Origin of the sequence: Phaeospirillum tilakii, assembly GCF_042683125.1 — a bacterium.
Lineage (GTDB): Bacteria > Pseudomonadota > Alphaproteobacteria > Rhodospirillales > Magnetospirillaceae > Phaeospirillum > Phaeospirillum tilakii.
Genome location: NZ_JBHUIY010000018.1, coordinates 44,627 through 71,312, shown reverse-complemented (window position 1 = coordinate 71,312; position 26,686 = coordinate 44,627). Strand labels below are relative to the sequence as shown.

Annotated in this window: 22 protein-coding genes, 4 tRNA genes and 1 pseudogene; 11 read left to right on the top strand and 16 right to left on the bottom strand. The window is 67.4% G+C overall.

Translation table 11 applies throughout. From position 1 onward, the window contains the following. Window positions 1–123: 123 nt before the first annotated feature. The 3 genes from ACFSNB_RS10565 to ACFSNB_RS10555 form a co-directional block, all read right to left on the bottom strand. A complete protein-coding gene (locus ACFSNB_RS10565; RefSeq protein ID WP_377316273.1) occupies window positions 124–852 on the bottom strand; it encodes a DUF2497 domain-containing protein in 729 nt (242 codons plus the stop codon). A 123-nt stretch (window positions 853–975) separates the two neighbouring features. Next, a complete protein-coding gene (locus tag ACFSNB_RS10560) occupies window positions 976–2,382 on the bottom strand; it encodes a TolC family outer membrane protein (protein ID WP_377316271.1) in 1,407 nt (468 codons plus the stop codon). 94 nt (window positions 2,383–2,476) lie between these two features. After that, on the bottom strand, window positions 2,477–3,130 hold the full coding sequence (locus tag ACFSNB_RS10555; RefSeq protein ID WP_377316269.1) for a protein-L-isoaspartate O-methyltransferase family protein: 654 nt from the start codon (window positions 3,128–3,130) through the stop codon (window positions 2,477–2,479). 183 nt (window positions 3,131–3,313) lie between these two features. Here ACFSNB_RS10555 and ACFSNB_RS10550 point away from each other — a divergent pair. Beyond that, a tRNA-Cys gene (locus ACFSNB_RS10550) sits at window positions 3,314–3,387 on the top strand. Between the two features lie 69 nt (window positions 3,388–3,456). Further along, a tRNA-Asn gene (locus ACFSNB_RS10545) sits at window positions 3,457–3,531 on the top strand. A 473-nt stretch (window positions 3,532–4,004) separates the two neighbouring features. Here ACFSNB_RS10545 and ACFSNB_RS10540 read toward each other — a convergent pair. The 4 genes from ACFSNB_RS10540 to ACFSNB_RS10525 all read right to left on the bottom strand — a co-directional run bounded on the left by ACFSNB_RS10540 (window position 4,005) and on the right by ACFSNB_RS10525 (window position 6,409). After that, window positions 4,005–4,793, bottom strand: coding sequence for a DUF1828 domain-containing protein (locus ACFSNB_RS10540; RefSeq protein ID WP_377316267.1), 789 nt, complete (start codon window positions 4,791–4,793; stop codon window positions 4,005–4,007). 13 nt (window positions 4,794–4,806) lie between these two features. Next, window positions 4,807–5,250, bottom strand: a complete 444-nt coding sequence (locus tag ACFSNB_RS10535) for a hypothetical protein (RefSeq protein ID WP_377316265.1) — start codon at window positions 5,248–5,250, stop codon at window positions 4,807–4,809. A gap of 164 nt (window positions 5,251–5,414) precedes the next feature. Continuing rightward, window positions 5,415–6,155: an acyl-[acyl-carrier-protein] thioesterase gene (locus ACFSNB_RS10530; protein ID WP_377316263.1), complete on the bottom strand. Its 741-nt coding sequence runs from the start codon at window positions 6,153–6,155 to the stop codon at window positions 5,415–5,417. 80 nt (window positions 6,156–6,235) lie between these two features. Then, window positions 6,236–6,409, bottom strand: coding sequence for a hypothetical protein (locus ACFSNB_RS10525; protein WP_377316261.1), 174 nt, complete (start codon window positions 6,407–6,409; stop codon window positions 6,236–6,238). 176 nt (window positions 6,410–6,585) lie between these two features. Between ACFSNB_RS10525 and ACFSNB_RS10520 the strand changes: the two genes are divergently transcribed. The 8 genes from ACFSNB_RS10520 to ACFSNB_RS10485 all read left to right on the top strand — a co-directional run bounded on the left by ACFSNB_RS10520 (window position 6,586) and on the right by ACFSNB_RS10485 (window position 18,300). Beyond that, entirely contained in the window at window positions 6,586–7,461 is an 876-nt protein-coding gene (locus tag ACFSNB_RS10520) for a hypothetical protein (RefSeq protein WP_377316259.1), read from the top strand. 316 nt (window positions 7,462–7,777) lie between these two features. Next, a complete protein-coding gene (locus ACFSNB_RS10515) occupies window positions 7,778–9,193 on the top strand; it encodes a methyl-accepting chemotaxis protein (protein WP_377316257.1) in 1,416 nt (471 codons plus the stop codon). Between the two features lie 186 nt (window positions 9,194–9,379). Next, window positions 9,380–12,385 (top strand): HD domain-containing phosphohydrolase, encoded by a 3,006-nt coding sequence (locus tag ACFSNB_RS10510; RefSeq protein ID WP_377316255.1) that lies wholly within the window; start codon window positions 9,380–9,382, stop codon window positions 12,383–12,385. A 181-nt stretch (window positions 12,386–12,566) separates the two neighbouring features. Beyond that, window positions 12,567–12,659 (top strand) — tRNA-Ser (locus ACFSNB_RS10505). A gap of 440 nt (window positions 12,660–13,099) precedes the next feature. Next, the gene (locus tag ACFSNB_RS10500; RefSeq protein ID WP_377316253.1) at window positions 13,100–13,270 is read left to right on the top strand and encodes a hypothetical protein; all 171 of its coding nucleotides are present in this window, start codon (window positions 13,100–13,102) and stop codon (window positions 13,268–13,270) included. A 131-nt stretch (window positions 13,271–13,401) separates the two neighbouring features. Continuing rightward, window positions 13,402–14,757, top strand: a complete 1,356-nt coding sequence (locus ACFSNB_RS10495; protein ID WP_377316251.1) for a radical SAM protein — start codon at window positions 13,402–13,404, stop codon at window positions 14,755–14,757. 92 nt (window positions 14,758–14,849) lie between these two features. Next, on the top strand, window positions 14,850–16,514 hold the full coding sequence (locus ACFSNB_RS10490; protein ID WP_377316249.1) for a S53 family peptidase: 1,665 nt from the start codon (window positions 14,850–14,852) through the stop codon (window positions 16,512–16,514). Then, a complete protein-coding gene (locus tag ACFSNB_RS10485; RefSeq protein WP_377316247.1) occupies window positions 16,504–18,300 on the top strand; it encodes a RiPP maturation radical SAM C-methyltransferase in 1,797 nt (598 codons plus the stop codon). The genes ACFSNB_RS10490 and ACFSNB_RS10485 overlap by 11 nt, the downstream gene beginning before the upstream one ends. An 87-nt stretch (window positions 18,301–18,387) precedes the next feature. Here ACFSNB_RS10485 and ACFSNB_RS10480 read toward each other — a convergent pair whose 3' ends face one another. The 7 genes and pseudogenes from ACFSNB_RS10480 to ACFSNB_RS10450 all read right to left on the bottom strand — a co-directional run bounded on the left by ACFSNB_RS10480 (window position 18,388) and on the right by ACFSNB_RS10450 (window position 24,230). Next, window positions 18,388–18,978, bottom strand: a complete 591-nt coding sequence (locus tag ACFSNB_RS10480; RefSeq protein WP_377316245.1) for a hypothetical protein — start codon at window positions 18,976–18,978, stop codon at window positions 18,388–18,390. A 114-nt stretch (window positions 18,979–19,092) separates the two neighbouring features. Beyond that, on the bottom strand, window positions 19,093–19,803 hold the full coding sequence (locus ACFSNB_RS10475) for a hypothetical protein (protein WP_377316243.1): 711 nt from the start codon (window positions 19,801–19,803) through the stop codon (window positions 19,093–19,095). Window positions 19,804–20,158: 355 nt separating this feature from the next. Then, window positions 20,159–20,338 (bottom strand): annotated as a pseudogene (locus tag ACFSNB_RS10470) (transposase); the annotation flags it as partial. 44 nt (window positions 20,339–20,382) lie between these two features. Beyond that, window positions 20,383–21,150: a reverse transcriptase domain-containing protein gene (locus ACFSNB_RS10465; RefSeq protein WP_377316241.1), complete on the bottom strand. Its 768-nt coding sequence runs from the start codon at window positions 21,148–21,150 to the stop codon at window positions 20,383–20,385. A 748-nt stretch (window positions 21,151–21,898) separates the two neighbouring features. Beyond that, window positions 21,899–22,990 carry a toll/interleukin-1 receptor domain-containing protein gene (locus ACFSNB_RS10460; protein ID WP_377316239.1) on the bottom strand — a complete coding sequence of 364 codons (1,092 nt, stop codon included), beginning with the start codon at window positions 22,988–22,990 and terminating at the stop codon, window positions 21,899–21,901. A 233-nt stretch (window positions 22,991–23,223) separates the two neighbouring features. Continuing rightward, window positions 23,224–23,316, bottom strand: a tRNA-Ser gene (locus ACFSNB_RS10455). A gap of 107 nt (window positions 23,317–23,423) precedes the next feature. Beyond that, window positions 23,424–24,230, bottom strand: a complete 807-nt coding sequence (locus ACFSNB_RS10450) for an NAD(P)H-dependent oxidoreductase (protein ID WP_377316237.1) — start codon at window positions 24,228–24,230, stop codon at window positions 23,424–23,426. 105 nt (window positions 24,231–24,335) lie between these two features. On the opposite strand from ACFSNB_RS10450, the gene ACFSNB_RS10445 reads away from it, so the two are divergent. Then, the gene (locus ACFSNB_RS10445; protein WP_377316235.1) at window positions 24,336–25,235 is read left to right on the top strand and encodes a LysR family transcriptional regulator; all 900 of its coding nucleotides are present in this window, start codon (window positions 24,336–24,338) and stop codon (window positions 25,233–25,235) included. A 22-nt stretch (window positions 25,236–25,257) separates the two neighbouring features. Here the strand turns inward: ACFSNB_RS10445 and ACFSNB_RS10440 are convergent, their stop codons facing one another. Next, on the bottom strand, window positions 25,258–26,046 hold the full coding sequence (locus ACFSNB_RS10440; RefSeq protein ID WP_377316233.1) for an SPL family radical SAM protein: 789 nt from the start codon (window positions 26,044–26,046) through the stop codon (window positions 25,258–25,260). Between the two features lie 213 nt (window positions 26,047–26,259). Next, window positions 26,260–26,664, bottom strand: coding sequence for a hypothetical protein (locus tag ACFSNB_RS10435; protein WP_377316231.1), 405 nt, complete (start codon window positions 26,662–26,664; stop codon window positions 26,260–26,262). Window positions 26,665–26,686 lie beyond the last annotated feature (22 nt).

Here is a 26,686-nt window from a genome sequence, read left to right as displayed (position 1 = left end):
GCAAACTCGGTCTGACGATAGAACGGAAAACGGGCGGCCCGGCGTCCCGGACCGCCCACGGAGCGAAGAGGGGTTCCGGCGGCCCGGGGCTCCGGACCGCGCGGGGATCGGCGGGGGGACCGGTCAGAAATCTTCCGACCGGTTGACCATCCGCTCGATCTCTTTCTTGACGAGGCGCTCGATCATATAGGGCAGGTTCTGGTCGAGCCATTCCTTGAGGATCGGCCGCAGCAATTCGCGCACCAGATCCTCCAGCGTCAGGCTGCTGTTGCCCAGACCGAACGCCTTCTGCCGGACGATCTCGCGGGCGAGGTCGGACAGCAGCGAGGCGCCGCGATCGACGTTGGGCGGCGACAGCAACTGATCGCCCTCGGGATCGCGCGGCGGCGGCGGGGGCGGCGGCGGGGGTGGGGGTGGCGGCGGCGGCGGCGCCACCGGCATCACGATCGCCGGTTCGGGCTCGGGCTCGGGTTCCGGCTCGGGCTCGAACGCATCCATGTCGAACGCCGGCTCGGGCTCGGGTTCGGGTTCCGGCTCGGGCTCCGGTTCCTCCTCCAGCACCATGTCGTCGGTGAGTTCGAGCACGTCCTCGTCCGCCTTGGGCTCCTCGGCGGCGAACATCGCGTCGAAATCATCCTCGACCGCCGGCGCGGGTTCCGGCTCCGGCGGGGGCGGCGGCGGGGGTGGCGGCGGCGGGGGCGGCGGTGGTGGAGGGGGCGGAGGCGGCGGCGGGGGCGGCGGAGGCGGGGGCGCCTTCGGCTTTTCCTCTACCTCATCCTCGGACAAAATCCGGCGGATGGAGGCGAGAATGTCCTCCATCGAGGGTTCCTGCTGGGACTTGTCGTCGCTCATGTCACGGCTGTTCTATGCTGCCTCGCGCCCGATCGGGGCGTTTTCGCACCGATCATGCCGTACAGATGGAAACAAATCATCAAAATCCTGCGGAAAATCCGCATCGGGCGATGGCCCCAGCGCCTATTTTTTCGCCGCTTCGACCTCGTCGCCGGTGCCGATCCATTTGTCGCGCACCGCCTGATAATGGGCGTCGGGGTCGTAACGATCGACCGGCAGGCCGAGGTTTTCGGCGGTCATCTGCCCGACCGCCGCCTTCAGCTGGAACGCGGCGGCGAGCTGGTCGTGCTGGGCGCGGGCGAGGTTGACCCGGGCGTCGAACAGTTCCTGTTCGGCGTTCAGCACGTCGAGCACGGTGCGCGAACCGACCAGCGATTCCTCGCGCACCCCGGCCAGGGCGACCTCGGAGGCGCGGACCTGGGATTCGTAGGAGCGGACCTGGGCCCGGGCGGAATCCAGTCCTTCCCACGCCTTGCTGGTGGCCTCGACCGCGTCGCGGCGGGCCTGATCGGCCTCGGTGCGGCGCTGGCCGGCGGTCTGCTTGGCGGCGCGCAGGCGGGCATAGGTGCCGCCGCCCTCGTAGAGCGGCACCGACAGGTTGAGCAGCACTTCCTTGGCGGTGGTCGAATAGACCTCGTTGGCCGACAGGGTGCCGCTGTCGAGGGTGCGGGTGACGTCGGCCTGAACGCTGACGGTCGGCAGCAATTCGCCGAACACCACGTCAACCGCCTCGCGCGCGGCGTCGGCGCCACGGTCGGCGGCGACCACGCTGGGATTGTCGGCCAGGGCGGCGGCGGTGGCGTCGTCGAGCCGGGCCGGCAGCCCGGCCGGCATCCCCGGCAGCACCAGCCCGTCGGGAGCGGCGCCGACCGCGTTGAGGTAATTGGCGCGCGAGGTCTTGAGGGTGCCCTCGGCGCCGATCCGGTCGGCGACGGCGCGGGCCAGCCGGGCCTCGGCCTGGCTGAGGTCGGTGCGGGTCAGCTCGCCGACCTGGAACCGCTCCTGGGTGGCTTCGAGCTGACGCTTCAGCACCTGCTCGTTGTTGAGCGACAGCGCCAGCACCTGCTCGTCGCGCACCACGTTGAGATAGGCGTTGGTGGCCGACAGCAGCACCGATTGCTCGGTGGCGTGCAGGCGGGCCCGCTCGGCCTGCACGTTGGCCTCGGCCTGGGCGGTGGCGGCGACGGTACGCCCGCCGCTGTAGAGCGGCTGGGTGACGGTCACCGCGCCGGTGCGGGGATTGCGGGTGGCCTCGAACCGGCTCGGCACCATGTTGCTGAAATAGGTGCCGCGCCCGGCCGAGGCGGTGACGGTGACGGTCGGGCGCCAGCCGGCCAGGGCCTGGGGCACGCCTTCGTCGGCGGCGCGGAGCTGGGCCCGCTGCGCCGCCAGGGTCGGGTTGCCGGCATAGGTGGTGGCCAGCACCTGATCGAGCGGCGCCGCCGCCCCCCCGCCGGCCAGTCCGGTCAGTCCGGTCAGGCCGATCAGCAGCGCCAGCGTGGTCTGGCCCCGGTTCGGTCGCATCCGCATCCCCTTCCCTCTCCCTCTGCCGCGCCGCCCCGGCCGGGGCGGCGGCCTTGTCCGGTGGTGTGTAACCCGTGTCGATCGCGTCCCGCGCCGGCGCCTACAGCCGGAATACCGGCCGCGGGCCGAGGCCGGGCAGATAGGCGGTGGCGGCGTCGAACGGCTTTTCCTGGCCGAAGGCGGCGCCGGCCCGCACCACCCGCACCCCGGCGCCGGTGCCGGGCCGGGGCGCCACCACCGCGACCAGCCGTCCATGCTCGGCCAACTGCGCCGGCAGGGCCGGCGGCAGCGCCGCCACCGCGCCGAACAGGAGGATGGCGTCGTAGGGGGCCTGGGCGGGATAGCCGGCGGCGAACTCGCCCTCGACCACCGCGACGTTGTCGACCTCGCGCTCGGCCAGCCGGGCGGCGACGGCGCGGGCGCGCTCGGGGTCGCTTTCGAGCGCGACGACGGTGCTGGCCAGCCGCGACAGCACCGCCGAGGCCCAGCCGGTGGCGTCGCCGATCGCCAGCACCACGTCGTCGGGGCCGATCGCGGCGGCCTGAACCAGCTGGGCCATCACCAGCGGCTGGATCAGCACCCGCCCCTGCCCGAGCGGCAGGTCGGCATCGGCATAAGCGCAGCCGCGCAGGGCCAGCGGCAGGAACGGCTCGCGCGGGGTGGCGGCGAGGGCCTGAAGCAACCGCGGCTGATCGATCCGGTTGGTGCGGATCTGGTTTTCGACCATGTTGAAGCGGGCGGCGGCGAAATCCATGGCGGCGAAGGCTCCTCGGCGGTCTGGGCGGCGGCGGCGGGTGCGGCGGCCGCAGCCCGTTATAGGGCCGGCGGCGGGCGATGACAATCTCCCCCGAAAAAGTGCGAGAAAGACGCTTGACCGACCCCGGATCTGCGTTTATAAGCACCCACCTCACGTCGGCCCCGGCCGAAACGGACCGGTGGCCGGGTGGCAGAGTGGCTATGCAGCGGACTGCAAATCCGCGTACGTCGGTTCAATTCCGGCCTCGGCCTCCACCGCTTCGGGGCGGGCAGATGTGAGAGAGAGTTTCTTGGTTCTTTCCGACCGCTGGGGAGGACCATTGATCCGGAGTAGCTCAGCGGTAGAGCAGCCGGCTGTTAACCGGCTGGTCGGGGGTTCGAATCCCTCCTCCGGAGCCAATCGCGAAGGCCAAGCTTTGAAAAAAGCTTGGCCTTTTCGCTGTTGAGGCGGGCGCCCACGGCTCGGGTTGATCGCCAGAACCGGCGCGATTCCGTTGTTGCGTGATGCCGTGATGCCCGGAGAGCCTCGACGATGCAGAGGACGAAGCTCACCAGGGATGCGAACGCGACCGCGTGACGCTGCCGCGCGCTCTGCCGGCCGCCACCCGTCTCGACCGTGGCGATGACGTGACGGTCACCGTCCGCGACGGCCACAGCGCAAGCGCCCGGGCCGATGATCTCCACCACTAGGCGATGGACGTCGGCCCCGCGCGTTCTCCGCACGCTATCGGCGGACCATGGCCGCCCTGGCGCAGTGACGGAGCCGGTCTCCCGCCGATGATCGAAGCGTTGCTGGCGATGCCCGCCGGCCTGATTGCCGAACAGCCCTTCATGGACCAACAGGGCGTCGGATGAAATGATCGCCGCCGCGATCAGGCGACCATCAGCATATCGCGAAATGTTCCGGCGTCTGAAATCGGAATGATCGTCGTCCCGATATCGCAGAGGCGGCTCAGGTCGTCATCCCTGTAAATCTGACGGCGATCATCGAGCGCGGCAACGCGCTGCCCCGGCCAGTCACGCAGGTCGAAGGACCGGGCGAAGACTTCATTGGCGCGCTGGTGTGCCAAGGCGGGGTTGCTGCTTTCCGCCGGCAGGGTAAAGACCGCCGTCTCCACCCGACGCGCCCTGATCAGAAAGTCCACGGGCACGACGATGCCAGCATGCCCCACCACCTTGATGTTGGTCTGATAGTCCAGACCGGTGTCATCGATCACACTCTCCACCTCTTCGACGAAGCTCCCCTGGGCGGTGATCCGCTGGGTAAAGGCCAGATCGGCGATGCGGATGCAGGCCTGCCCGAGCCGGATGATGCCGGACACCAGATCATCGGGGACAACCTCACACGACAGAGCGCCTTTGGCGTGGGTGATGTCGTAGATTTCGAGGACATCCATCGTCTGCCGCTTCCGGCGCGCGGATTTCAGCGGTCGAATGTCGAGCTGATCCAACCAAAGGAAGGTGTTGCCAAAATCGGTCAGGGTCACAGGGACCACGTCCGCCAGCAGATCGGATCGGTTCGCGATGAACAGGTCCACCGATGAACCATCCGGATAGCGGAACGCCGTGGCGATGCGCACATGCCCCTTCGGCACCGCGTCCACACTCTCGATCAGCGGATTGGCATCCAGGATCGTGGCGGCTGTCGTCATCTCCATCATCGCCCTGTCTCCCTCACATCCCGTCGAGGTCGGGGGGTAGGATCAGCGTGCCCTCATGCGTTATCTGCGCCATCCGACAAAAGGCGTCAAATACCTCCTTCAGCGGCCGTCCGCTCAGTTCGGGGCGATCGACGACATCGCGCTTCAGGTTGTCGCGCGGGCAATCCACCGTGCGGAGCGCGTGTTTATGGCTGCGGCTGGCGGGCCGGTGGGGGCGGCTGTCCACCTCAAGGCGACAGATCGGTCCCACGCCCGGGACCTTGACATTGATGGTCTTTGCCCCGGTCTCGGTGACCAACTGAATGGTCATGCGGGCATCGACGCCATCGGCATTGGCGATGGGGATGTCCTTCGCTTCCCACGCGGCGGAAATGTCGCTGCGCGGGGCAAGCCGGATATCCCCGACAATGCGTTTGCCGGGAAGATCGCGAAGACGCCGGAACTCCGGACCGTCCATATCCACCTCGCCTGCCGCAGTGTCTCGGATTGCTCCCTTGTCGCACAATCGCGACCAAAATGCGCCACGCCTGACGGCATCACAAGCGTAGGGCGTGAGAATCGGCGGCGCGCCCCCCCCCTCACGCGGCGGCCAACCCGCCGGGACGAGACGCTCCCGCCCGCTCAGCCCGGCACCGAGCCGAGCCGAGCGGCGAACACCGGCTTGCCGTCACTGTCGCGCAGGGCCTGGAACCAACGCTGGCCGGGGCCGTCCGTCGTCCCTTCCAGCCGGACCACGTCGCCCAGCCGGCTTTCGCCCAGGAAGGCGATCTCGTAATCGCGCAGGATTTCCGTCTCGTAGGTTTCGGCCGGCAGGGCGTCGAGAATCCAGGCGGCGTAGCAGACATTGTTGACGTGGCCGTTGACGTCGAGATCGCTGAGCCGCGCCGGCACGGTGGCCAGCACCGGCAGATCGGGACGCGGCGCCAGCTTGGCCGGGGCGAGGTCGAGCGCGCCGTCCTCGCGCACCGCCAGCGCGCCCTCGCCCAGGGTCAGCCGCAGCGGCCGGCGGGTGGTGGCGTCGAGCGTCAGCCAGGCTGCGGTGGCCTCGCCCAGCTTGCGCCCGTCCGCCGCCAGGATCTCGTAATCGCGGTTGGCCAGCGGCCCGACCGGCGGCCGCACCCAGGTGCGGATGGCGATGGCATCGCCCCAACGCGGCCATTCGTCGATCACCAGCTTGAACCGGGTCAGCACCCACAGCGTGCCGTGTTCGAGCATCGCCTCGTAGCCGTGGTCGAGATGGCGGGCATGAATCCAGGCGGCGTCCTGGAGGATCTTCAGCAGCCCGACCAGCCCGAGCTGGCGGCGATGGTCGAGCACCAGGGTGTTGACGTCGTAGCTCTGCGTCCAGATCGGCTGTTTCATCGGCTCCGGCCCGGTTGATGGCGCGAGGGGCGGACGATAACGCCCCCGCGCCCGGCTTTGGAGTCGCAAACCGGCATGGCTCACCAGCCCGGACGGGGCGGCGGCGGCGGGCGGTAATAGGCCGGCGGACCATAGTAATAGGCGCGCGGCGGCGGGGCGTAGAACGGACCATGGTAACGGGGCGGCGGCGGCGGGGGCAGGATGCAGCCGGAAAGCAGGGTGGCGGCGCACAGCAGCAGGACGGTTCTGACCATGATCGGTCCCCTTCGGGGAACTAACGTTGCGATGGTCGGCAGTGTCGCGCCGCCGGATGGTTTCTCTGCGGCATGATTGCGGCGAAACCGCGACAGCGCCCCCCGGTTTTCTTCGCGGGCTCCGCCCACGGGACGGAGCCGTGACAGCCGGCGGCGTTCCACGCTATCATCCCCCGATGACCGACCCGATCGACCCCGCCGACGATCCGCTGGCAACCGCCCCGGTCCGCGCGCCCGAGGCGTTCGCGGCGTTGCTGGGGAACGCGCTGGCGACCCTGCCGGCCGAAGGCGCGCCGGCCGCGCCGCCGCCGGCCCCCTCCCCTGCCCCGACCGACCTGCCGCCCGGCCCGGTCGATGCCCTGCTCGGTCACGCCGCGCCGGCCGGGCTCGGCAGCCTGGAGATGCCGGAGCGGCTCGACCTGCTGGCGGCGCTGCTGGCGCGGCCCGAGGACGATTTCATCGCCCAGGACCTGCTGGCCAATTGCTGGCCCGGCCCGGGCGGCGAGACCAGCCGCGCCGCGCTGGCGGTGGCGCTCAACCTCGCCCACCATTTCGCCCGGCCGGAGCGGCTGCCGATGGCCTGTCTCAAGGCCTGGCGGCTGCTCGACCCGGTGACCTTCCGCCCGGCGCTGGTCCACCGCCTCGCCACCCTGTGCGCGCTGGCCCGCCAGAGCGACGCCCCCGGCTCGGTGCTGCTGCCGCTCGATTACGGCGAGATCGAGCTGATCGAATATCTGTACGAGACGCTCGATCCCGGCGACGAGATCGCGGTGCTGGCCGAGGTGATGACCCTCGCCGGCCTGGGCGACCGCCGCCTTGCCCTGATCCGGCGGATGCCGATCCGCGCCCGCCGCCGGCTGGAGGCGGTCGATCCGCCCGAGCGCGCCGCGCTGCGCCCCGGGCTGGTCCGGTCGCGCGCCCTGCTCGACCATCTCGGCGCCACCCTGGCCGACCCGGCCCTGGCCCAGGCCGCCCGCCACGCCACCGGCGATCTCGACCGGCTGATCGCCACCACCGACACCCCGCGCCCGGGGGCGGACGGGCCGGCATGAGCGGCTGGGGCTGCGTCCACCAAATCGACGAAAAATGCGACCGGATGGGCGGACGCCCCTGCGATCCCGGCATGCCGGGTTGCATTCTGGCCGGACGGTTCCGATTTTCCAATCCAGCGAAGAACCGGCCCCGGCCGGCCGAGCCCCCGGCTCCCCCCGGCACGGCGCAAAGCGAGCCCCAACCGCCGCCCACCCGCGAGGATTGATTGACCGGTGACGGCCGGATGGGGTTAAGTCGTCAACCGAAAATTGTCACGGACCAGACGGACGCCAGAATCCGCCGGCCCGATCCAGCCTGTTCAGGGAGGACAATGTCATGACCGAGCCGGAGCGGAACACCCCGCCGCCGCCAGTTTCGGTGGATTCCTTCGCCACCGCGATTCTGCGCAAGATTGATTCCCTCAGCATCGAGGTGGCCGACATCGCCGGGACGATGGATGATCTGACCCGGTTCGTCACCCAGCAGAAGGACCTGTTCGCCCATCTGAAATCGATCGCCCATTCGATGGTCGAGACCATCGGCGCGATCGAGGCCGCCGGGCGCGAGGCCCGCGCCGTCACCGAGCAGGCCGGCCAGCAATCGGGCGAGTCGCTCCAGGCGATCGACCATGCCCTGTCCGGGGTGCGCAATCTGGTCGGCTCGGTCCAGGGGATCGAACAGCGGCTCGAGGGGCTGGAGGACGCGCTCGGCAGCGTCGGGGCGATGTCGCGCAACATCCAGAAGATCGCCCGCCAGACCAACCTGTTGTCGCTCAACGCCACCATCGAGGCGGCGCGGGCCGGCGAGGCCGGCCGGGGCTTCGCGGTGGTGGCCGGCGAGGTCAAGCATCTCGCCCGCCAGACCGCCGAGGTCACCGGCGGGATCGACGACACCGTCCAGCGCCTGTCCGGCTCGGTCACCAAGCTGATCGAAAGCTCCAACACCACCCTCAAGATGGCGGATTCGGTCGGGTCCGGGGTCGGGGTGATCAACCGCGCGGTGGCGATGTTCGGCGAGGCGATCGGCACCGTCGACGGCAAGGTCGGCGACATCGCCCATTCCGCCACCCATTCGCTGTCGCAATGCCAGGGGGTGATCGAGGAGATCGACCGCTTCTTCGAGGGCATCGCGCTGACCAGCGACAGCCTGGAACGGGCCGACCAGCGCATCGCCTCGCTGCTCGGCAATTCCGAGGAACTGATGGGCTACATCGCCGCCGCCGGCTACCGCACCGACGACAGCCCGTTCATCGAGCTGGCCCAGCGCGGCGCCGCCGCCGTCGCCGCCGCGTTCGAGGCCGGCATCGTCGCCGGCCGGGTCGGGTTCGACGACCTGTTCGACGAGGATTACCGCCCGATCGCCGGCACCAACCCGCAACAGGTCACCACCCGCTACCTCGCCTTCGCCGACGAAGTGCTGCCGCCGATCCAGGAACCGATGCTGGAGGCCGATCCCCGCCTCGTGTTCGGCATCGCCACCGACCGCAACGGCTACATCCCGACCCATAATCTGCGGGTGTCGAAGCCGCAGGGGGCCGACCCGGTGTGGAACAACGCGAATTGCCGCAACCGCCGGATCTTCGCCGACCGCACCGGGCTGCGCTGTGGCCGCAACACCCAGCCCTTCCTGCTCCAGACCTACCGGCGCGAGATGGGCGGCGGCACCTTCGTGATGATGAAGGACCTGTCGGCGCCGATCGTGGTGCGCGGGCGGCACTGGGGCGGGTTCCGCATCGGCCTGCGCCTGTCCTGACCCGGCCGGACGGCCGGGACCATCGCCCTGCGGTTTCACCGCCGCCGCGCTGCTGTCCGATCCTGCCTCTGGCCGAATCCGCGCCGAAGACATAGACTAAGGGCGTAGAGCCGGTTCATGCGAAGGAACAGGTTCGGCCCCTCCTGGCGCGGCACGCCGGCGGTGCCGCAACCGGGGTGAGCGAGGATGGCGATGCGCAGCGGGCCGAGGCTGGGATTGCAGATCAGCATCGTGCTGGCGATCGCGGTGGTGGTCAGCGGTCTGACCGCGGCGATCGCGGCCAGCATCTTCCTCGCCGGCAGCGACGCCGCCCGGCTGGAGGCGGAACGGCTGTTCGCCGAGGTCACCGCCCGGCTGGAGGAACGGGTCGGCGATCAGGTCCAGGACCTGCTCGATCTGGTCGGACTGACCGCGGCGCTGCCGGTGATCGCCGACCCGGTGACCGGCCCGCCGCTCGACCACCCGGCGATGCCGGTGCTGCTGCGGGCGCTGGCCCAGAACGAAGCCTATTATTCGGCGGTGATCGGCTTTGCCGACGGCAGCCTGCTCCAGGCGATCGCGGCGCGGGGCGATCCGCGCCTGCTCGGCCCCTACCACGCCCCGCCCGAGACCTGGACCATGCTGCGGGCGATCCTGGCCCCGTCGGGCGAGGCGCGGCGCGAGGTGTGGACCTTCATCGACCGCGCCGGCGCGGTGCTGGCCGGCAGCGAGCGCCACGCCCCGGCCGGGATGGACCCGCGCGAGCGGCCCTGGTACCAGCAGGCGGCATCCGGCGGCGGGCCGAACCTGACCGATCCCTACCTGTTCTCGACCCTGCCCGAACCCGGGATCACCGCCAGCGCGGCCGGGCCGCATCCCGGGGTGGTGTTCGGCATCCACGTCACCCTGCGGCGGGTGGCGGCGTTCGTGGCGGAACAGAGCATCTCGGCCCATGGCGGGATGGTGCTGCTCGACCGACAGCGGCGGGTGGTGGCGCTCAGCCCGACGCTGACCCCGGCCGGGGGCGGGATGGCGCCGCTGGCGCCGCTGGCCGGACTCGACCAGCCGCTGCTGGCGGCGCTGGCGCCGCTGGCGGCCGATGCCCAGGTGGTGCGGCTCGAAGCCGGCGGCACCGAGATGCTGGCCAGCATGACCGACTGGTCCGACCGCAACGGCAAGATGCTGTCGCTCGGGGTGATCGCCCCGTTCAGCGACTTCACCGCCCCGATCAGCGAGATGCAGCGGCGGGTGCTGATCGTCGCCGGGCTGATGCTGGCGGTGATGGTGCCGCTGTCGCTGCTGGCGGCGGGGCGGATCGCCCGCACCGTCACCGCGCTGGCCGATCAGGCGCGGCGGATCGAGGGACAGGATTTCTCCGCCCCGGTCGCCCCGGATTCGGCGATCCGCGAGGTGGCCGACCTGTCCCGCGCCTTTGCCCTGATGACCACCACCCTGGCCCACCGCGACCGCGCCCTGGCCGCCACCCGGACCCGGCTGGAACGGCTGGTCGAACTGGCGCTGGCGCTGGCGGCGGAACGCGACCCGGCCCGGCTGCTGGAGATGGTGCTGGCCGGGGCCAAGGAACTGGCCGGCGCCGACGGCGGCACGGTCTATCGCCGCGACGGCGAGCTGCTGCGGTTCGAGATCATGCGCAACGACAGCCTGGGGATCGAGGTCGGCGGCCCGGGCGAGCCGACCCCGACCCTGGCCCCGGTGCCGCTGGCGCTGTCGGACGGGCGCCCCAACCACGGCAATCTGGTCAGCCACGCCGTGCTGACCCGCCGCACCGTGGCGATCGACGACGCCGCGGCCGACCGCCGCTTCGACCTGTCGGCCACCCGCGCCTTCGACCAGCGCACCGGCTACCGCTCGCGCTCGCTGCTGACGGTGCCGCTGGTGACCCGCGACGGCGAGGCGATCGGCGCGCTGCAACTGATCAACGCCCGCGACGAGAGCGGGGTGGTCGGCTTCGGCACCGAGGTGCAGCGGGTGGTCGAGGCGCTGGCGGCCCAGGCGGCCACCGCCCTCAACAACCACCAGCGGCTGGAGGCACAGGACCGCCTGATCGAGGCGATGGCCCGCACCCTGGCCCGGGCGCTCGACGATCGCGGCGGCGGCGAGCACTGCACCCGGGTGCCGGAACTGGCGATGATGCTGACCGAGGCGGCGGCGCGGACCGAACACGGCCCGCTGGCCGCCTTCACCCTGACCGCCGAGCAATGGCGCGAGGTCCGCATCGGCGCCTGGCTGCATGATTGCGGCAAGATCACCACCCCGGACTTCCTGCTCGACAAGGCGACCCGGCTGGAGACGGTGCACAACCGCATCCACGAGATCCGCACCCGGTTCGAGCTGCTGTGGCGCGATGCCCGCATCGCCCGGCTGGAGGCCGAGGCCGCCGGCACCCCGCCGGCCGAGGCCGAGGCCGCCTTCGCCGCCGAAACCACCCGGCTGCGCGAGGATTTCGCCTTCGTCGCCGCCTGCAACCTCGGCACCACCGAGATGACCGCCGAACGGATCGAGCGGCTGCGCGCCATCGCCGCCCGCACCTGGATGCGCCATTTCGACGACCGGCTCGGGCTGTCGCCGCGCGAGCTGCGCCGGCTGGCGGCGGTGCCGCCGCCGCCGCTGCCGACCCCCGAGCCGCTGCTGGCCGACCGGCCGCATCAGGTGGTGCCGCGCCGCGCCGACGACCTCGCCTTCGGCAGCGAGACCGAGCGGCCGCCCCATCTCTACGATTTCGGCGAGCTGCATTGCCTGTCGGTGCGCCGGGGCACCCTGACCGCCGAGGAACGGGCCAAGGTCAACGAACATGCCGGCCAGACGGTGGCGCTGCTGGAAAGCCTGCCCTTCCCGCCCAGTCTGGCGCGGGTGCCGGAACAGGCCGGCGCCCACCACGAAACCCTGACCGGCAACGGCTATCCCCGCCACCTGTCCGGCCCGGCCCTGTCGGTGCCGGCGCGGATCCTGGCGATCGCCGACCGGTTCGAGATCCTCACCGCCACCGCCGACCCCGACGGCCGGCCACCGCGCCTGTCCCAGGCGGTGCGGGCGCTGGCCGAGGCCAAGCGGCGCGGCGAGATCGATCCCGATCTGTTCGACCTGATGCTGACCGCCGACATCCATCTGCGCTACGCCGAGCGGTTCCTGCCGATCGAGCAGATCGATTCGGTCGAGATCGCTCCGCTGCTGGGGGCGGGGGAAGAAGGGTGACGGCGGGGGGAAGGACACGGGCGCCGCCCGTGAACCCGCCGGGGCGAGGCCCCGGACCCCCTTTGTTTTCGAAAAGGGATCGGTGGCGGGAAGAAAGTTTTCCGCAAACGAGGCATTGACCCCATCCAGCCTTTCGGATAGAAAAGCCGCTCCAGCCACGGCGGCTTAGCCGTCGCCTCGCGGAGGGGTGGGTGAGTGGCTGAAACCAACGGTTTGCTAAACCGTCCTAGGGGGTCAACCCCTAGCGCGGGTTCGAATCCCGCCCCCTCCGCCACCTTCCCTAAGGCCCAATTTTCTTAATGAAAATAGAGACTTAGGGAAGGTGCGCCTCCCTACGCCTCCCCGACCCGTTATGCCGCCCGGTCCATGACCTGCCCTGTCGGGTCAGGTCAGGCCAAGACGGTGACGCTCAAACGCCGCGCGGGCTTACCGGCCGGCCTTTGCCATGATCCGCACGGGCGGGCCAATCCTCATCTCCCCGCAAACAGTCCATCCAATCTATCGAGTTTAACAAAAAATGAGTTGGCGCCGCAACTCATGGCGGTAAATCTTGGTTGCCTATACCAAAGTCATTGCTGCTATTGCGAAGTTAGATTTCATAATTACAACCATTGACTCTAACTCTCGGCACGATGATAACCATCAGTGGTGTGATCTTAAGCCATCACACCACCAAACCCGAACCGGGTCGTGCCAAACCAAGGAGAGTTGCAGATGAAGATCGAAAAGATCGACGAAAAGTCCATCAAGATCACCGCCCCCGAGGGCACCAAGATCGGGGAACACCTGACCCCCGAGCAGTTGCTGGCCGATCTGGTCAAGTACGTCGCCTCGCCGAAGAGCGGCAAGGTCGCGCCCCGCTGCGCCGTCTGCATCGCGGACTGACCGGGGCCGGGCCGGCAAGCAGACCAGCCGGCGGTTTCAGGGGGGGACCGGCGCGTCGCATCCCGTCGCGCCGGGACCTTCCGCCCATCGACCGGGCAAGCGGGTCGCGTCATCGCGGCAAAGGGGACGAGATGGGGATCAGGCTGTCGCGCTACACTCTCGAGATTCCCGACGGCAACGGCGTCTATCTCTTCAATACCTATCGCGGGACGTCGGTCCTGCTTTCCGTCGAGCAGCTTCAGTTGATCAAGCAGATCGTCGGCCGGACCGGCAGCGACGCCGGCGATCCCGGCCCATGGTCGGCCGTGATCGGCTTCCTGGCGGAAAACGGTTTCGTGGTCCCGGCCGAGATCGACGAACTGGCCCTGGCCATCGCCAAATACGACCGCACCATCGCCGACACCGCGGCGGTGTCGCTGGTGATCGCGCCCAGCCTGCGCTGCAACATGAATTGCTATTACTGCTACGAGGGCAAGGACAGCGACAGCGCGCTGGGCGCGCACGACCTCGAATCCCTGCTGGCCTTCATCACCTCCCGCCTGACGGAGGGCGGCAGCCTGGGCATCACCTGGTTCGGCGGCGAACCGCTGCTGTCCAAATCCTTCATCGTCGCGGCCGCGAACCGGCTGCGCGAGATCTGTCACCGGATGGGGGTGACCTTCGCCTTCCGCATGGTCTCGAACTTCTATCTGCTCGACGAGAAGACGGCGGAGGAACTGGCCGCCTGCGGCATCACCTCGGTCCAGGTGACGTTCGACGGCAGCCGGGACGAGCATGACCGGGTCCGCCGCGCCAGCCAGGACGGGCAACCGCCGGCCGACTCGTTCGATCGCATCCTCGCCAACATCGCCGCCGCCGGCAAACATCTGCGCATCCTCGCGCGGGTCAACGTCAGCCAGCTCAACATCGATCGGGTGCCGACACTCCTGGCGCAGCTTGACGCGGCGGGGCTGCAGGATTGCCTGTCCGGCCTCTATTTCTACCCGGTCTTCAATTACAAGGCCTCGGATTCGGCCGCGAACTACCTGCCCAGGGCGAACCTCCACTTCTCGATGGAGGATTTCGCCCGCCGGGAACGCGCCTTGATCGACCTGGCCCGCGCGCACGGCTTCCCCCCCTTCACCCCGCTGATTTTCGAGGTCGGCTATCTGGGATGCTACGCGTCGGTCGCCAACGGCTTCGTCATCGACCACCGGGGCACCATCCTCAAGTGCGACCACGAATTGGGCGCCGGAGGCAGCGGACGCACCAGCATCCGCGACTTCTCGCGGATCGACGACGATCCGGACCTGTCCAAGTGGGGGGCCCAGCGGCCCGAAAGCAATCCCTCCTGCCGCGACTGCCCGTTTCTTCCGCTGTGCTACGCCCATTGTCCGCACAGCAATCTGGTGCTGACGGAGCAGGGCCCGAGATGCCCGAGCTACAAATACAATTGGCGGGATGTTTTCCCGATCTACCTGCGGGAGCGCCTCGGCGCGGAGGGCTGATGCCGGCCGCCCGGCGTGGGGGCGTCACCGTCTCGGCCGGTGCGGCCCCAACCCATCCCTTCATGCGCCGGGCAGGATGAGGAGCGTCGATCATGGAGAACCGAGTCCCACTCAACGGCAGCGAACCGCCCTCCCCTCCCGGCGCGGTCAGGATCGGCCCGGCGCCGGCCGACGAGCGGATCCGGCTCAACGTCTATGTGCGGCGTCCCGAGCCGGTGGGCGGGGCGCTCCCGGCCGACCGGTTCGCCTTTGCCGCCGTGGCCTGCCCCCCGCATCTGCGGCGGGAGGACTTTGCCCGCACCCATGCCGCCCCGCCGGCGAGCCTCGACCGGGTCGCCGCCTTTGCCCGGGACAACGGGCTCGCGGTGGACAAAATCGATGCCGGCAAGTGTCTGGTCACGCTGTCCGGCCCGGTCGCGGCGGTCAACCGGGCGTTCGGCGTCGAACTCACCCTGTTCGAGCGGCAGGGGGTGCGCTTCCGCAGCCATGTCGGCGCGGTGCAAATCCCCCGCGAGCTGACGGAGGTGATCACCGTGGTGATGGGGCTGGACAGCCACCCGATCGCCCGGCGGCAGGCCAGTCCGCGCCCCTCGGCCGACGCCGCGACGCCGCAGCCCGGGAGCCTCGCTTTGTACACCGCCCCCGAGCTGGCCCGGATTTACGACTTCCCCGCCGGCCAGGGCGAGGGCCGCTGCCTGGGCCTGATCCAGGGGGGAGCGGGCTTCCTGCAATCCGACCTCGACAGCTATTTCGCCGCGCTCGACCTCCCCCCGCCCCGGATCCTGGTGGTCGGCCCCAACAATCCCGGCACCATCGACAACCCGACCAAGGGCTACGGGGAAGTAGTGATGGACATCGAGGTCGCCGCCGCGATCGTCCCCAAGGCCACCACGGTGGTCTATTTCGCCACCGACGACACCCAATTGGGCTTCATGGAGGTCATCCAGGAAGCGATCCACGACAGCGTCAACCAGCCCGAGGTCCTCTCGATCAGTTGGGGCGAGCCGGAAACCGCCTGGTCCCAGGCGGCGGCCGACCAGATGCGACGGATCATCGCCGACGCCGCCCAGCTGGGCGTGACCGTCTGCGTCGCCTCGGGCGACGAAGGCGCCTCCGATGGCGCGCCAGACGGCAGGCTGGTGGCCGATTTCCCCGGATCGGTCCCGGAAGTGTTGTGCTGCGGCGGGACCCAGCTGGTCGCCCGGAACGGCCGGATCGAGCGCGAGACCGTCTGGAACAGCCCCTGCTGGTCTCTGGCGACCGGGGGCGGGGTCAGCGCCCGGTTCCCGATCCCGCCCTATCAGACCAGGGCCGGCATCGCGCCCGAACCGCCGCCCCCGCCCGGAACGCTGCCCCCGGGCTTCACCGGACGCGGCGTCCCCGATGTCGCGGCCAATGCCGATCCGCTCACCGGCTACCGCCTCTACATCCTCGGCGCCTGGCATGTCAGCGGCGGGACCAGCGCCGCCGCCCCGCTGTGGGCGGGCCTCGTCACCCGCCTCAATCAGGCGCTGGGCCAGCCGGTCGGCTTCCTCAACCCGTTCCTCTACGGCCTGCTGGGCACGCCGGACCAGGACGCCTGCCGCGACATCACCGAGGGCGACAACAATTACTACCGCGCCACCCCCGGTTGGGACGCCTGTACCGGGCTGGGAAGCCCGAACGGCACCGCTCTGCTGAAGGCCATGGCGGCGCGGCTGCGGCCAGCCGCCGCGATCGACCACGACCAAGAACAAAGGATCCCCGATGCACGGTGACACCGATAGCGCGGTCTTGCTGATCGTTCCCCCGTTCTATGCTTACGGCCATCCCAGCCTCGGCACGGCGGTGCTGAAGAGCGCCCTGAAGAAGAAGGGGATTTCCTCGGCGGTTCTTTATGCCAACGCGCTGTACGCCCGCCGGATCGGGGTGGAATTCTATCGTGACATCATGGCCGTGGTGTCGCCGGACGAGCTGTATCAGGAGCAGATCTTCTCGCCCAGCGCCCATGGCGTGGCGCCCGCCCCGGCCCCGGCCCCGGCCGCCCCGCGCGGCGAATCCTTCTACACCCGCTACTACGAATTGTTCGCCAACAAGCGGACCAGCCTGTCGGACCAGGAACTGGCCAGGGCGCGGGACGCCATCCCGGGCTTCCTCGCCGCCGTGGTCGAGGAGGTGCGCCGGGTCCGGCCCCGGATCGTCGGGCTGAGCAGCCTCTATTCCCAGGTCAACGCCTCGCTGGCGATCGCCCGGGCCGTCAAGCAGGCGTTGCCGGAGGTGACCGTGGTGATCGGCGGCACCAATTGCTACGGCGAGATGGGCCGGGAACTGGCACGGTTCGCCCATGTCGATTACCTGTTCGACGGCGAGGCCGACCTGACCTTTCCCGCCTTTTGCGAAAACCGGCTGGCCGGCGGCGAACCGCCCGCCGACAGGCTGATCCGCTGCGCCCCGGTCGAGTCCCTGGAAGATCAGGACCTCCCCGACTATGACGACTTCCTGGCGCAATACCCTCCCGACGAGCGCAAGGACATCTTCCTCTATCTGGAAACCTCGCGCGGCTGCTGGTGGGGGGTGAAGAACCGCTGCCAGTTCTGCGGCATCAGCTATGAGGGCATGTCCTTCCGCACCATGTCGCCCCGCAAGGCGGCGGCGCAGCTGTGCGCGATGCGCCGGCGTTATCCCGAATACAAGCTGTATTACGCCTGCGATTCGGTCTTCCCCGACGAATTTTTCGACGAATTCTTCGACGGGCTGACCGAGGGCGGATTTGACGGCAGCCTGTTCTATCAGATCAAGCCGATGTTCGACATCGACCGGCTCCGGAAGATGAAGGCGCACGGGGTCGACATGCTGGGGCCGGGCATCGAATCGCTGTCCACCCGCCATCTGAAGATGATGAAAAAGGGCACCACCGCCGCGACCAACATCGCCGTGCTGAGGAATTGCAAGGAACTCGGCATCGAGGCGAAATGGAACCATCTGGTCGCCCTGCCCAACGACGCGGCGGAGGATTACGACGAGATCTCCGACCGCCTGCCGCTGCTCCAGCACCTGGACCCGCCGATCATCACCCCGATCTACCTCCAGCGCTACAGCCCCTATTTCGATCGCCACGACGAGCACGGCATCACCGGCCTCCGGCCGATGGGCGGCTACGGCAAGTCGTTTCCCGGCGACATCGACCTGATGAAGCTGGCCTACAATTTCGATGGCGAGATGAACTCGGACGTCCGCAGCCACCCGGAGATCCTGGCCCGCTTCATGCTGGAGATCGGCAAATGGTACGACCGCTGGAGCGCGAATCCGGCCGAGCTGGTGGTCTTCCGGGAGGGGAAACGGCTGCTGGTCCGCGACACGCGCGACTGCGCCGTCGAGGAAGTCACCGAGATCGACGCGGCGGAGATGGAACAGCTCCGGGCCTGCCGCAGCTTCCGGCCGAGGACCCTGGTGGACGGCGACATGTCCGGGCTGGTCAAACGCGGTTTCGTCGCGGAAATCGACGGCGGCTTCCTGACCCTGGTCTGCGGTACCGGCGCCCTCGCCGAGCCGGCCGGCCGCTAACCCGGATCGGTCCCCGGGCCCCGCGTGCGGAGAGGCCCCCAGCCGCATGGCGGGAGGGGCCCCTCCGGGCCGCCTCCCGCCCTTTCCTCACAAAAGCGCCTCCGGCGCCGGCAGATCGGCGGCACGCCAGACCGCCCCCGACGCGCGCTCGTACAGCGGCACCGCCCCGGCCAGCAGATCGGGCATGGGCTGGAACGCCTCGAACACCTTGTTGAAGGGGATCGCGCCACAGCCGGGCGTCTCGCAGTCCCGCTTGCCTTTGGGGCATTGGGTGAACGCGCACAGCCGCCCGAGATAGCGGTCGCTGCCCGGCTCGAACAGGAACGTGTCCACCTCGTGGTTGGCCACCGAGATCCCGGTTCCGCTCTCGTAGGCCCGCCGCAGGGCCAGATCGCGGGCCCGGCGCAGTTGGCCGAGACACTCCTGATGATCAAGCCAGACGGCAAGATCCAGGTCGGTGCATTCATGCCACAGCTCGACCCCCTGACGGCGGAAGGGCTGAAAGCGCGGCACCTCCTTCCATAACGGCTTGGCCACCGAACCGATCAGGGCGATGGCCGAGACCTCGGGCAACCGGCACCATGCCTCGGCCACCACGTCGGCGGCGAGACGAAAATGAAGCTGGCGGTTGATCAGGAACGCGTTCTGCCGCTCGATCTCGGCACGCCGAATGCTCATTTTCCCTGCGGCTACCCTGAATTGTCGGTTGGCTTGATCGCTCAATCTAAAGACGAGCGACGTGGCAAGGGAACCGGAGGTCCCGCCGCCGTTGCCGTCCTCCCTTCCGTGCCCTCAATACTGGCTCGGCCAGAGCACGGGCTCGACATGAGTGTCCTTGCGGGCGAACGTGTTGACAAAGTAGTCGCCGCCGCGCTCGCCCAGCATCAGCGCCTCGTGCGAACTGGCGGGGAAGCCCCCCCACAGCATTAGCCCGCTGCTGGTGTTTTGCAGCGTCCAGGCGTTCAGCAGGGTGAAGCCGTTCTTCTCGTAGAATTTTTCATAGAAGACCGGACTGAAATTGTAGAACCCGTGATTCATCGAAAAAAGAGGATTGCCCTGAGAGAGGATGCCCCCGACTCGGACACACAAGGACATGTTGGCCATCACCTGGGCGATATTGAAGCAATGCTCGGCGGTGCCGCCATCGATCACGGCGTCGAACGCCTGATGAAATTCCGGGTCGATCGGTTGGTTCAGATCGATTTTCAGGGCCTGCGGGGCGGGATCGAAATAGTCGATGAAGGTCGTCTCGAAGCCAAACAGGGAATAGAATGACACCGGATCGAATTTCACGAACCGCTTGCCCTGGGCATCGGCCAGAATGGTGAACACGGCATCGCCGTTGACGACAATCCGGCTCTGTATCCTCGCCAGAGACTCTTCCGAAAGGATGATGTCGGTATAGCCAAGAGCGAGGAGCTTGACCCCGGTGTTCTTGCCGAGAAATTTGCGAATTTCTTCAAATATGATGATCGAGATGTCCAGATTGGCATCCGTTATCATTCCGGCAACCTTTCAGAGATCGAATCGAAAAGAGTGAGCGACATCAAAGGGGCGCGATGACGTTTTGCGGGAAGACAAAACAGAGAGATCGAAGCTCTTAACCGAAACCGATGGTCATGAGTATCAGCGGACGAGCCGCCGCCATGCAAGGGAATAGCCCGCCGCACCGCGTCGCCGGCGGATTCCGCCATCAGAATCCGGCGGCCAAGTTGAGCTTCGCCCACCCCACCAGACGCATCAGCACAGGTTGTTGGAGACGAAACGGGCCATTCCGATCGTGATCTTGGCTCGGTACAGCGCCAGAAACACAACGGCCTTAAAAGCGCCAACAAAACTACGTTTGGACGTATTTTCTTTAGCAGACCAAGGTGCAAGCGACAATCAGGAATGCACGGTGTATGTCAGGGCGCCGCTCGTAGTGAATGGCAAGACGGCGGAATTCAGAGAGCCATGACAGTGTGCGCTCGACAACCCAGCGATGGCGCCCCAGGTGATCATTGCGTTCAACGCCTTGGCGGGCGATGCGGTCCTTGATGCTGCAATGAAGACACCACCCGGCGAAGTGCATTCATGCCGAATTTACACGCCAATCAATTCTGCCAGAGCCTCGGACTGGTCCCGGTTCACCGTCGAGACATAAGCGATGATGGCACGGGACCTGGGGCCGTCCCCGGCTTCAAGGACTGCGGCTTCAAATTCCCGCATCCTGTGGTCTGTCACAGCCATCCGGCCTGTGCCAGCCTCAATGTTGAACGCGGACACCTCTGGCCCAGCTCGCTGGACCTTGGTGGCGTTGAGGGGGAAGCCCACCTCGCTGCCCACCCGTCCAATCAACTCCAAAGCTTCCTCAAGCTCGGCCCTGTCGTCACCGGACAGGATCACGTCATCAACGTAGACGGACAGTTTGATCCCCTTGCCCATCAATTCCCGGAAGGCAAGCCCTAGCTTGCTCTTGTCCAGGCAGATGGTGGCGAGGTAGGGGGACTCAACGAAGCCGAAGGGCAGGAAGTAGCGCCCCTTGTCGGCAACGGTCGCATTCACTGCGTACTCGTATGCGTCACTGTACCGGACCCCGATCCGCTTCAATGCTCGGACCACCTTGTTTCGGGTGACGTGCCAAAAGAACCGCTCCAGGTCTGCCCTGGCGAAGTATTGGCTTTTCAGGTGGATCTTGATGGCGGCGACGTGCCCACCATCCTGGTAATGGAAGTAATGCCCAGGTGGCTTCCAACGCCTCAGACACCATTGAATTAATTTTTGCCCATTATCCCGGCATTTGCCTTCCTGGACGTAGACAAACTTGCCGTTACCGAGCTGAAATTTCTGGGTGTAATTCAGAACACTCAACGGGGCGTCTCAAGTAGTTAGCGATCACGGTCACGAGCATAGCGATCCAGTAGGCCAGCTGTATTATAGCAGTAGCCACCTTGATCAACTCGTGAACCGGACCGAGATGATTGTTTTTCTGCATCTCGGTTCTCCTCACAGCTAATCCCTAGCAGGCCAGTACCCCGCCATAGCGGGATACCGTGACCACAACCAGGACGCCCCCATGAGCATGGAAAGCCAACAATCAGGGTGACCAGCAAGCGGACATCCTGGCATCGGAAATTCCGACACCACGGAGGACCGCCATCGCGGGAGCCTCATGCTAGGGAGGTACGACTATAGGTGTTGAGCATCCCGTAGGTCAATCCACCAGACCGAACAAGCTGGGTTGGTCCAGCCACCATTACCACAACCAAGGCTGCCGAAACACAGGACCTCTTCCGTGCAGAGGAAGCGGAGCCGAAGCTAAAAGTTATATTCTCCTGGCGAGGTTCTCTTTACGAGATTGAGGCGAAGAGACAACGGGCACATGCCTTCTACCTGGAGGAACGGGAGGCCCGCGATACGGCCCTTCGCTTCCTCCGTCGTCGCTGATGCCATGACCATGTTGCCCCCCGCTGGATCGCACCTCTAGCGGGGGCTGAGGTGGGACGGATAGGCAGGGCGTTCAGAGCAACGGTGAAGAGAGTTTCTTGATCCAGCTTCCACATTTGGCAACGTATTTTTCTGCATACAGAAGGCTCCGCAGAATGAACATGCCCCCAGATCAGAAAGGTATCAAATCGTCCTCAGTCTCAAATAACTGCGAAATCTTACGACCCTCTATCCTGAATTTCTTGCCTGTGGCTCGTTCGAGAAAATGCCGCAATCGTTCGTACTTGCTGGTGAGATATACGGCATTATGAAGCTGATCATTGCCTCGGAAACCCTCGATGATTTGCCGGAGTTCATCATCCGAGAGGCGGTCCACAACACCCGCCATACGGTCGAACCTATTCTTCGCCTCGGTGAAATCGGGGGCTGCTACAAAGGCCGTTAAGAGCGCCCCTTGAAGCCGCTCCCTGTTTCCAAGCCTTTCCGCAAGGACCTTGTATACCTCCGCAGCAGTGTAATCGGGGTCACTGAGACGCCCCTTCACGGCCTGGACATCGCCGATAAACCCCTTGGGGTCTTCGGTCGCCATCTTTAGCGAAATGACGGGCACGTTCCGCCCAAGGGCGTAGCCAACCTCCTGGTTGGTCCAGATGCTGTCGTGAAAGCCTTCGGTAAGGAAAGCGACCATCACCTCCATCGTCTCCAACCCCTTCAATATCTCGCTCCGCCAAGTGGTCATGGGCTGGATGGTGTCGTGAGCTACGAACGAGGAAATGCCGTAGTTGGCCAAGGCCTCCCCCAGTGCTTTGGCCTCTACTTTGTGAATGTCCCTGTGGCTGATGAAGAGCCGGATTTGGCCAGTCTGCCAGATCGAGAGAGAGTTTGGGTCAATGTTCGGGCGGCCTCCAAGCGGAACGGCCTGACGGGCCTCTGGGTCTGCCTCATCGTCCACCTCTATCATGACGGCCCTGTAGAACTCGTTTTGATAGGCTTGCGAACAAGCGTTCAGGTCCTCGCGTAACTTGTCGCAGAGTGCTTGCTGCTCCCGTGCTCTGATCTTTCCCAAGACATGCTCTGGCAGGAAAATCCTGACATCATGTCCGTAGGTTCCGCCGTTCCAATTGTCGTAATCAGTTTCTGGGACCACGAAGACGCGGCTGAAGTCGATGATTTCAACCAACAGCGCATTCCCCTCCGCGACATACTCGGCGCGAAGTCGGCGTAGAAAGGCTTGCGTCTTCGGAGGGAGGGCGAAGGTGTTCACGTCGGCACCTGGAGTTAGTGGCACTCAAGATGCTACAGCCAACTCGCGCATACGCAAAGACGGCCACTCAAGACCGCAACAGCTATCTGGCCTTCTCGATTGAATGGGGCGTCATCAGGACGCCGTAATCATGGCTGCCGGGGAAAGTCGTGTGGGGGAAACGTGTGGGGATCGGCAGATTGATCTTCGACTAACGGCTTGAAATCGTTGATATTTTCAGGCTCTAGAAAAGCTGGCGGAGGGAGAGGGATTCGAACCCTCGATACGGCTCAACACCGTATACACACTTTCCAGGCGTGCGCCTTCAACCACTCGGCCACCCCTCCGCGGCGTGACGGGGACAGGCCCCGGCTCACGGCGAGGGGGGAAGCTACACGAGAGGATGCGGCCATGCAAGCCCGGAAATCCATCCTCCCGCCGCCGCCAAAACCGGTCACGCCAACGGCGTCTGCGGCGGGTCGCCCGGCTGCACCAGATGCAGCCGCGCCCCCGACAGGCCCTGCCCCAGGTCGTCCCGCAACACCTGCTGGCCGTCGTAATGGCCGCCGTTCTGGCGGCGGAACGGAATCGGCGGATCGCGGAACAGCCCCTCCAGCCGTGCCCGGTAGCGGGCCGCGACCTCCGGCCAGTGTTCGCGGCTCAGCCGGTCGGCCTGGAACAGCGTGAACGGCTCCAGCACGGCGAGGCCGGGATAGAACAACGTCCCGTGTTGCAGCGGCCACAGCACGTCCTCCAGCGCGCCATTGACGCCGCGCCCGGAATAATGCGGCGCGCGGCCGCCGATGGTGACCGAAACCAGGGCCCGGCGGCCGCGCAGGCTGCCCTCGCCATAGCGGTCCCCCCAGCGCTCGCCGTCATGGACCCCGACCCCATAGGCGAAGCCGCAGGCGAACACCCGGTCGAACCAGCCCTTGAGGATCGCCGGCATCGAAAACCACCACAGCGGAAATTGCAGGATCACCGCGTCGGCCCACAGCAGCTTGCGCTGTTCGGCCACGACGTCGGCGGCCTGGGTGCCATCGGCAAAGGCGTGTTTCGATTCACGCGGATAATGCAGCCGGCCCGGTTCGACCGGGGCGCGGAAATCGGCGGAATCGGCCACCGCCTTCCACCCCATCGCGTACAGGTCGGACAGTTCGACCCGATGACCGAGATCGGTCAGGGTGGCGACGGCAAGGTCCTTGAGCGCGCCGTTGAGCGATTGCGGCTCGGGATGAGCGTAGACCAGAAAGACATTCACGGCCGTTTCTCCTGCGAAGGCGGGCGGCACGCCCGGCTGTCCCGATCCTGGCCCCGGCGCCGGCCATGGTTGAAATCGTCATTTCCCTGTGCTGCCATAAATCCCATGGATAGCCGGATCGACCTCAACCTGCTGGTGGCGCTGGAAGCCCTGCTGGCCGAGCGCAACGTCACCCGGGCCGCCCGCCGGCTGCATCTCAGCCAGCCGGCGCTGTCGGCGCAACTGGCGCGGCTGCGGGGGATGTTCGGCGATCCGCTGCTGCTGCCGACCGCGCGGGGGATGGTGCCGACCCGGCGGGCGCTGGAGTTGGAGGAGCCGTTGCGGCGGGCGCTGGAGGGGGTGCGGGGCGTCGTCGCGGCGGGCGCTTCGTTCGACCCGGCGGCGGCGCGGCTGACGGTGTCGATCGCCGGCAGCGATTACAGCCAGGTGGCGCTGCTGCTGCCGCTGCTCCGCGCCCTGGCGGTCGAGGCGCCGGGGATCACCCTGGCCTGGCGCACCCTCGACGCCGCCGCGCTGATGGCGCAGATGGAACGGGGCGAGATCGATCTGGCGCTGATGACGCCCGAAACCGCGCCGGAGCGGCTGCGGATCCGCCCGCTGTGCCAGGAACGTTATGTCGCCATCCTGCGGCGCGACCATCCGCTGGCGGCGGAGGGGCTCGACCTCGACCGCTATTGCGCCCTCGACCATGTGATGGTGTCACCCCAGGGCGGCGGCTTGGTCGGCCCGGCCGACGCCGCCCTCGCCGCCCATGGCCGCCGCCGCCGGGTCGCGCTGTCGGCGCCGGGCTTCCTGGTGGTGCCCGAGATCATCGCCGCCTCGGACATGGTGGCGCTGGTGCCGGAACGGATCGCCCGGCTCCAGGCCGGCCGGCTGGCCCTGTTCGAGCCGCCGGTGCCGGTGCCCGGCTTCACCATCGCCATGGTCTGGCACGACCGGGGCGACGCCCATCCGGCCCTGCGCTGGCTGCGGGCCCGGCTGCGGGCGCAGACCGACGCCCCCTGACCGCGCCCGGCCGAGGGCGGCATCAGGGCGCCGCCGCGCGGTTCCGATCGGCCTGATGATCGATCACGCCGCCAAGACGGATCTCGAAGCCGTATTTCCCGACCAGGTCCATCACCATCCCGGACAGGGCGCGGCGATGGTCGGCCTGTCGCGCCGTCCGGTACACCGCCCGCACCTCGGGCTCGGTCCGCGCCAGCAGCGGCTGAAGACGCTGCTGAATATGGGGCGAGGTGTTGAGATGCTCGACGAACAGCGCGCGGGTGCCGGTGTCGCGGATACGACGAAACAACTCGTCGAGCAGATCGCGGCGATGGCGGTAATGCGGCAGCAGCGGCCCGACGAAGGCGTAGGTCGGGATCCCGGCGGCATTCAGTTCGGCCAGGGTCCGCAGCCGGTCGGCGGCGGAAGGGGCCTGAACCTCCAGGAAGCGGCCGATCGCGTCGTCGGTCGCGGTGATCGTCACCCCCACTTCCTTGCGCGCCAGCGCGGCGATGACATCGAGGTCGCGCAGGACCAGCGGGCTCTTGGTCAGCATGGCAACGGTGCCGGGATAGCGATCCTCCCGCAACGTTTCCAGCACCCCGCGGGTCAACCGGTATTTCTTCTCCGGCCCCTGCCAGGCATCGGTGACGGAACTGAGCAGAATCGTCGCGTCGCGCCGCTTGGCGGACAGGCGGCCGAGATCACGACGAAAGACCTCGACCGCATTGACCTTGACCGACAGATAGCGGCCCCAGGACTCGATCGACTCGCCGCAAAACCGCCCCATGAAGGAGGCATAGCAATAGGCGCAGGCAAACGAGCACCCCATATACGGGTTTACCACATAATCACAGGCGGGCAACTTGCTTGCCACCAGCATCGATTTGCAGGAAACCTCGCTGATCCGCATTTTGCCCTCTTTTATCCTTCGCCTTCCGCCATTGAACCCCGCATCGATCGGGGGGGCAAGGCGAAGTCCGACAAAAAAGGGGGAGGTCCGGAGGCGCCAGCCTCCGGGCGGGGCCGGGGCGGCAGCCCCGGTTCAGCGGTGCAGGGTGGAACGTCCGGGCGCGCGCATCACCACCACCGCGCCGGCGGCGTAGAGGCGTTCGACGAAATCGGGCCGGTCGGAGCGGACCAGCAGCAGGCCGGGCAGCAGGCCGAACGCCATCACCTGGGTGGCGCCGGCCTCCCACGGGGCCATGATCTCGTCGGGAGCGGCGGTGGTGGGGAAGATCACCGCCAGGGGCTGGCCCGGCCGGGGCGACAGCACCCATTCGCCCCCCCACAGCAGGCCACCGCCCAGCAGCACCAGCAGCGGGGCGATCAGGCCCCAGGCGCGTTTCGGCCGCACCGGCGTTGGCGAAAGGTCGATGATGAACTCGGGCGGGACGTCGGTGCTCCGCTGGGAGCAGAACGCCGTCTCGACCAGATTACCGTCTTTCATGGCCCATTCCCGAGCGCTGTGG

What these genes read in the sequence shown, in the direction of transcription:
- ACFSNB_RS10535 (WP_377316265.1), bottom strand. Translation starts at nt 5,250, where the DNA reads ATGGACGGTCCGGAGTTCCGGCGTCTTCGCGATCTTCCCGGCAAACGC.
- ACFSNB_RS10500 (WP_377316253.1), top strand. Translation starts at nt 13,100, where the DNA reads ATGAAGATCGAAAAGATCGACGAAAAGTCCATCAAGATCACCGCCCCC.
- ACFSNB_RS10530 (WP_377316263.1), bottom strand. Translation starts at nt 6,155, where the DNA reads ATGAAACAGCCGATCTGGACGCAGAGCTACGACGTCAACACCCTGGTG.
- ACFSNB_RS10435 (WP_377316231.1), bottom strand. Translation starts at nt 26,664, where the DNA reads ATGAAAGACGGTAATCTGGTCGAGACGGCGTTCTGCTCCCAGCGGAGC.
- ACFSNB_RS10540 (WP_377316267.1), bottom strand. Translation starts at nt 4,793, where the DNA reads ATGATGGAGATGACGACAGCCGCCACGATCCTGGATGCCAATCCGCTG.
- ACFSNB_RS10565 (WP_377316273.1), bottom strand. Translation starts at nt 852, where the DNA reads ATGAGCGACGACAAGTCCCAGCAGGAACCCTCGATGGAGGACATTCTC.
- ACFSNB_RS10560 (WP_377316271.1), bottom strand. Translation starts at nt 2,382, where the DNA reads ATGCGGATGCGACCGAACCGGGGCCAGACCACGCTGGCGCTGCTGATC.
- ACFSNB_RS10485 (WP_377316247.1), top strand. Translation starts at nt 16,504, where the DNA reads ATGCACGGTGACACCGATAGCGCGGTCTTGCTGATCGTTCCCCCGTTC.
- ACFSNB_RS10510 (WP_377316255.1), top strand. Translation starts at nt 9,380, where the DNA reads ATGGCGATGCGCAGCGGGCCGAGGCTGGGATTGCAGATCAGCATCGTG.
- ACFSNB_RS10445 (WP_377316235.1), top strand. Translation starts at nt 24,336, where the DNA reads ATGGATAGCCGGATCGACCTCAACCTGCTGGTGGCGCTGGAAGCCCTG.
- ACFSNB_RS10495 (WP_377316251.1), top strand. Translation starts at nt 13,402, where the DNA reads ATGGGGATCAGGCTGTCGCGCTACACTCTCGAGATTCCCGACGGCAAC.
- ACFSNB_RS10520 (WP_377316259.1), top strand. Translation starts at nt 6,586, where the DNA reads ATGACCGACCCGATCGACCCCGCCGACGATCCGCTGGCAACCGCCCCG.
- ACFSNB_RS10490 (WP_377316249.1), top strand. Translation starts at nt 14,850, where the DNA reads ATGGAGAACCGAGTCCCACTCAACGGCAGCGAACCGCCCTCCCCTCCC.
- ACFSNB_RS10475 (WP_377316243.1), bottom strand. Translation starts at nt 19,803, where the DNA reads ATGATAACGGATGCCAATCTGGACATCTCGATCATCATATTTGAAGAA.
- ACFSNB_RS10555 (WP_377316269.1), bottom strand. Translation starts at nt 3,130, where the DNA reads ATGGATTTCGCCGCCGCCCGCTTCAACATGGTCGAAAACCAGATCCGC.
- ACFSNB_RS10515 (WP_377316257.1), top strand. Translation starts at nt 7,778, where the DNA reads ATGACCGAGCCGGAGCGGAACACCCCGCCGCCGCCAGTTTCGGTGGAT.
- ACFSNB_RS10525 (WP_377316261.1), bottom strand. Translation starts at nt 6,409, where the DNA reads ATGGTCAGAACCGTCCTGCTGCTGTGCGCCGCCACCCTGCTTTCCGGC.
- ACFSNB_RS10480 (WP_377316245.1), bottom strand. Translation starts at nt 18,978, where the DNA reads ATGAGCATTCGGCGTGCCGAGATCGAGCGGCAGAACGCGTTCCTGATC.
- ACFSNB_RS10440 (WP_377316233.1), bottom strand. Translation starts at nt 26,046, where the DNA reads ATGGGGTGCTCGTTTGCCTGCGCCTATTGCTATGCCTCCTTCATGGGG.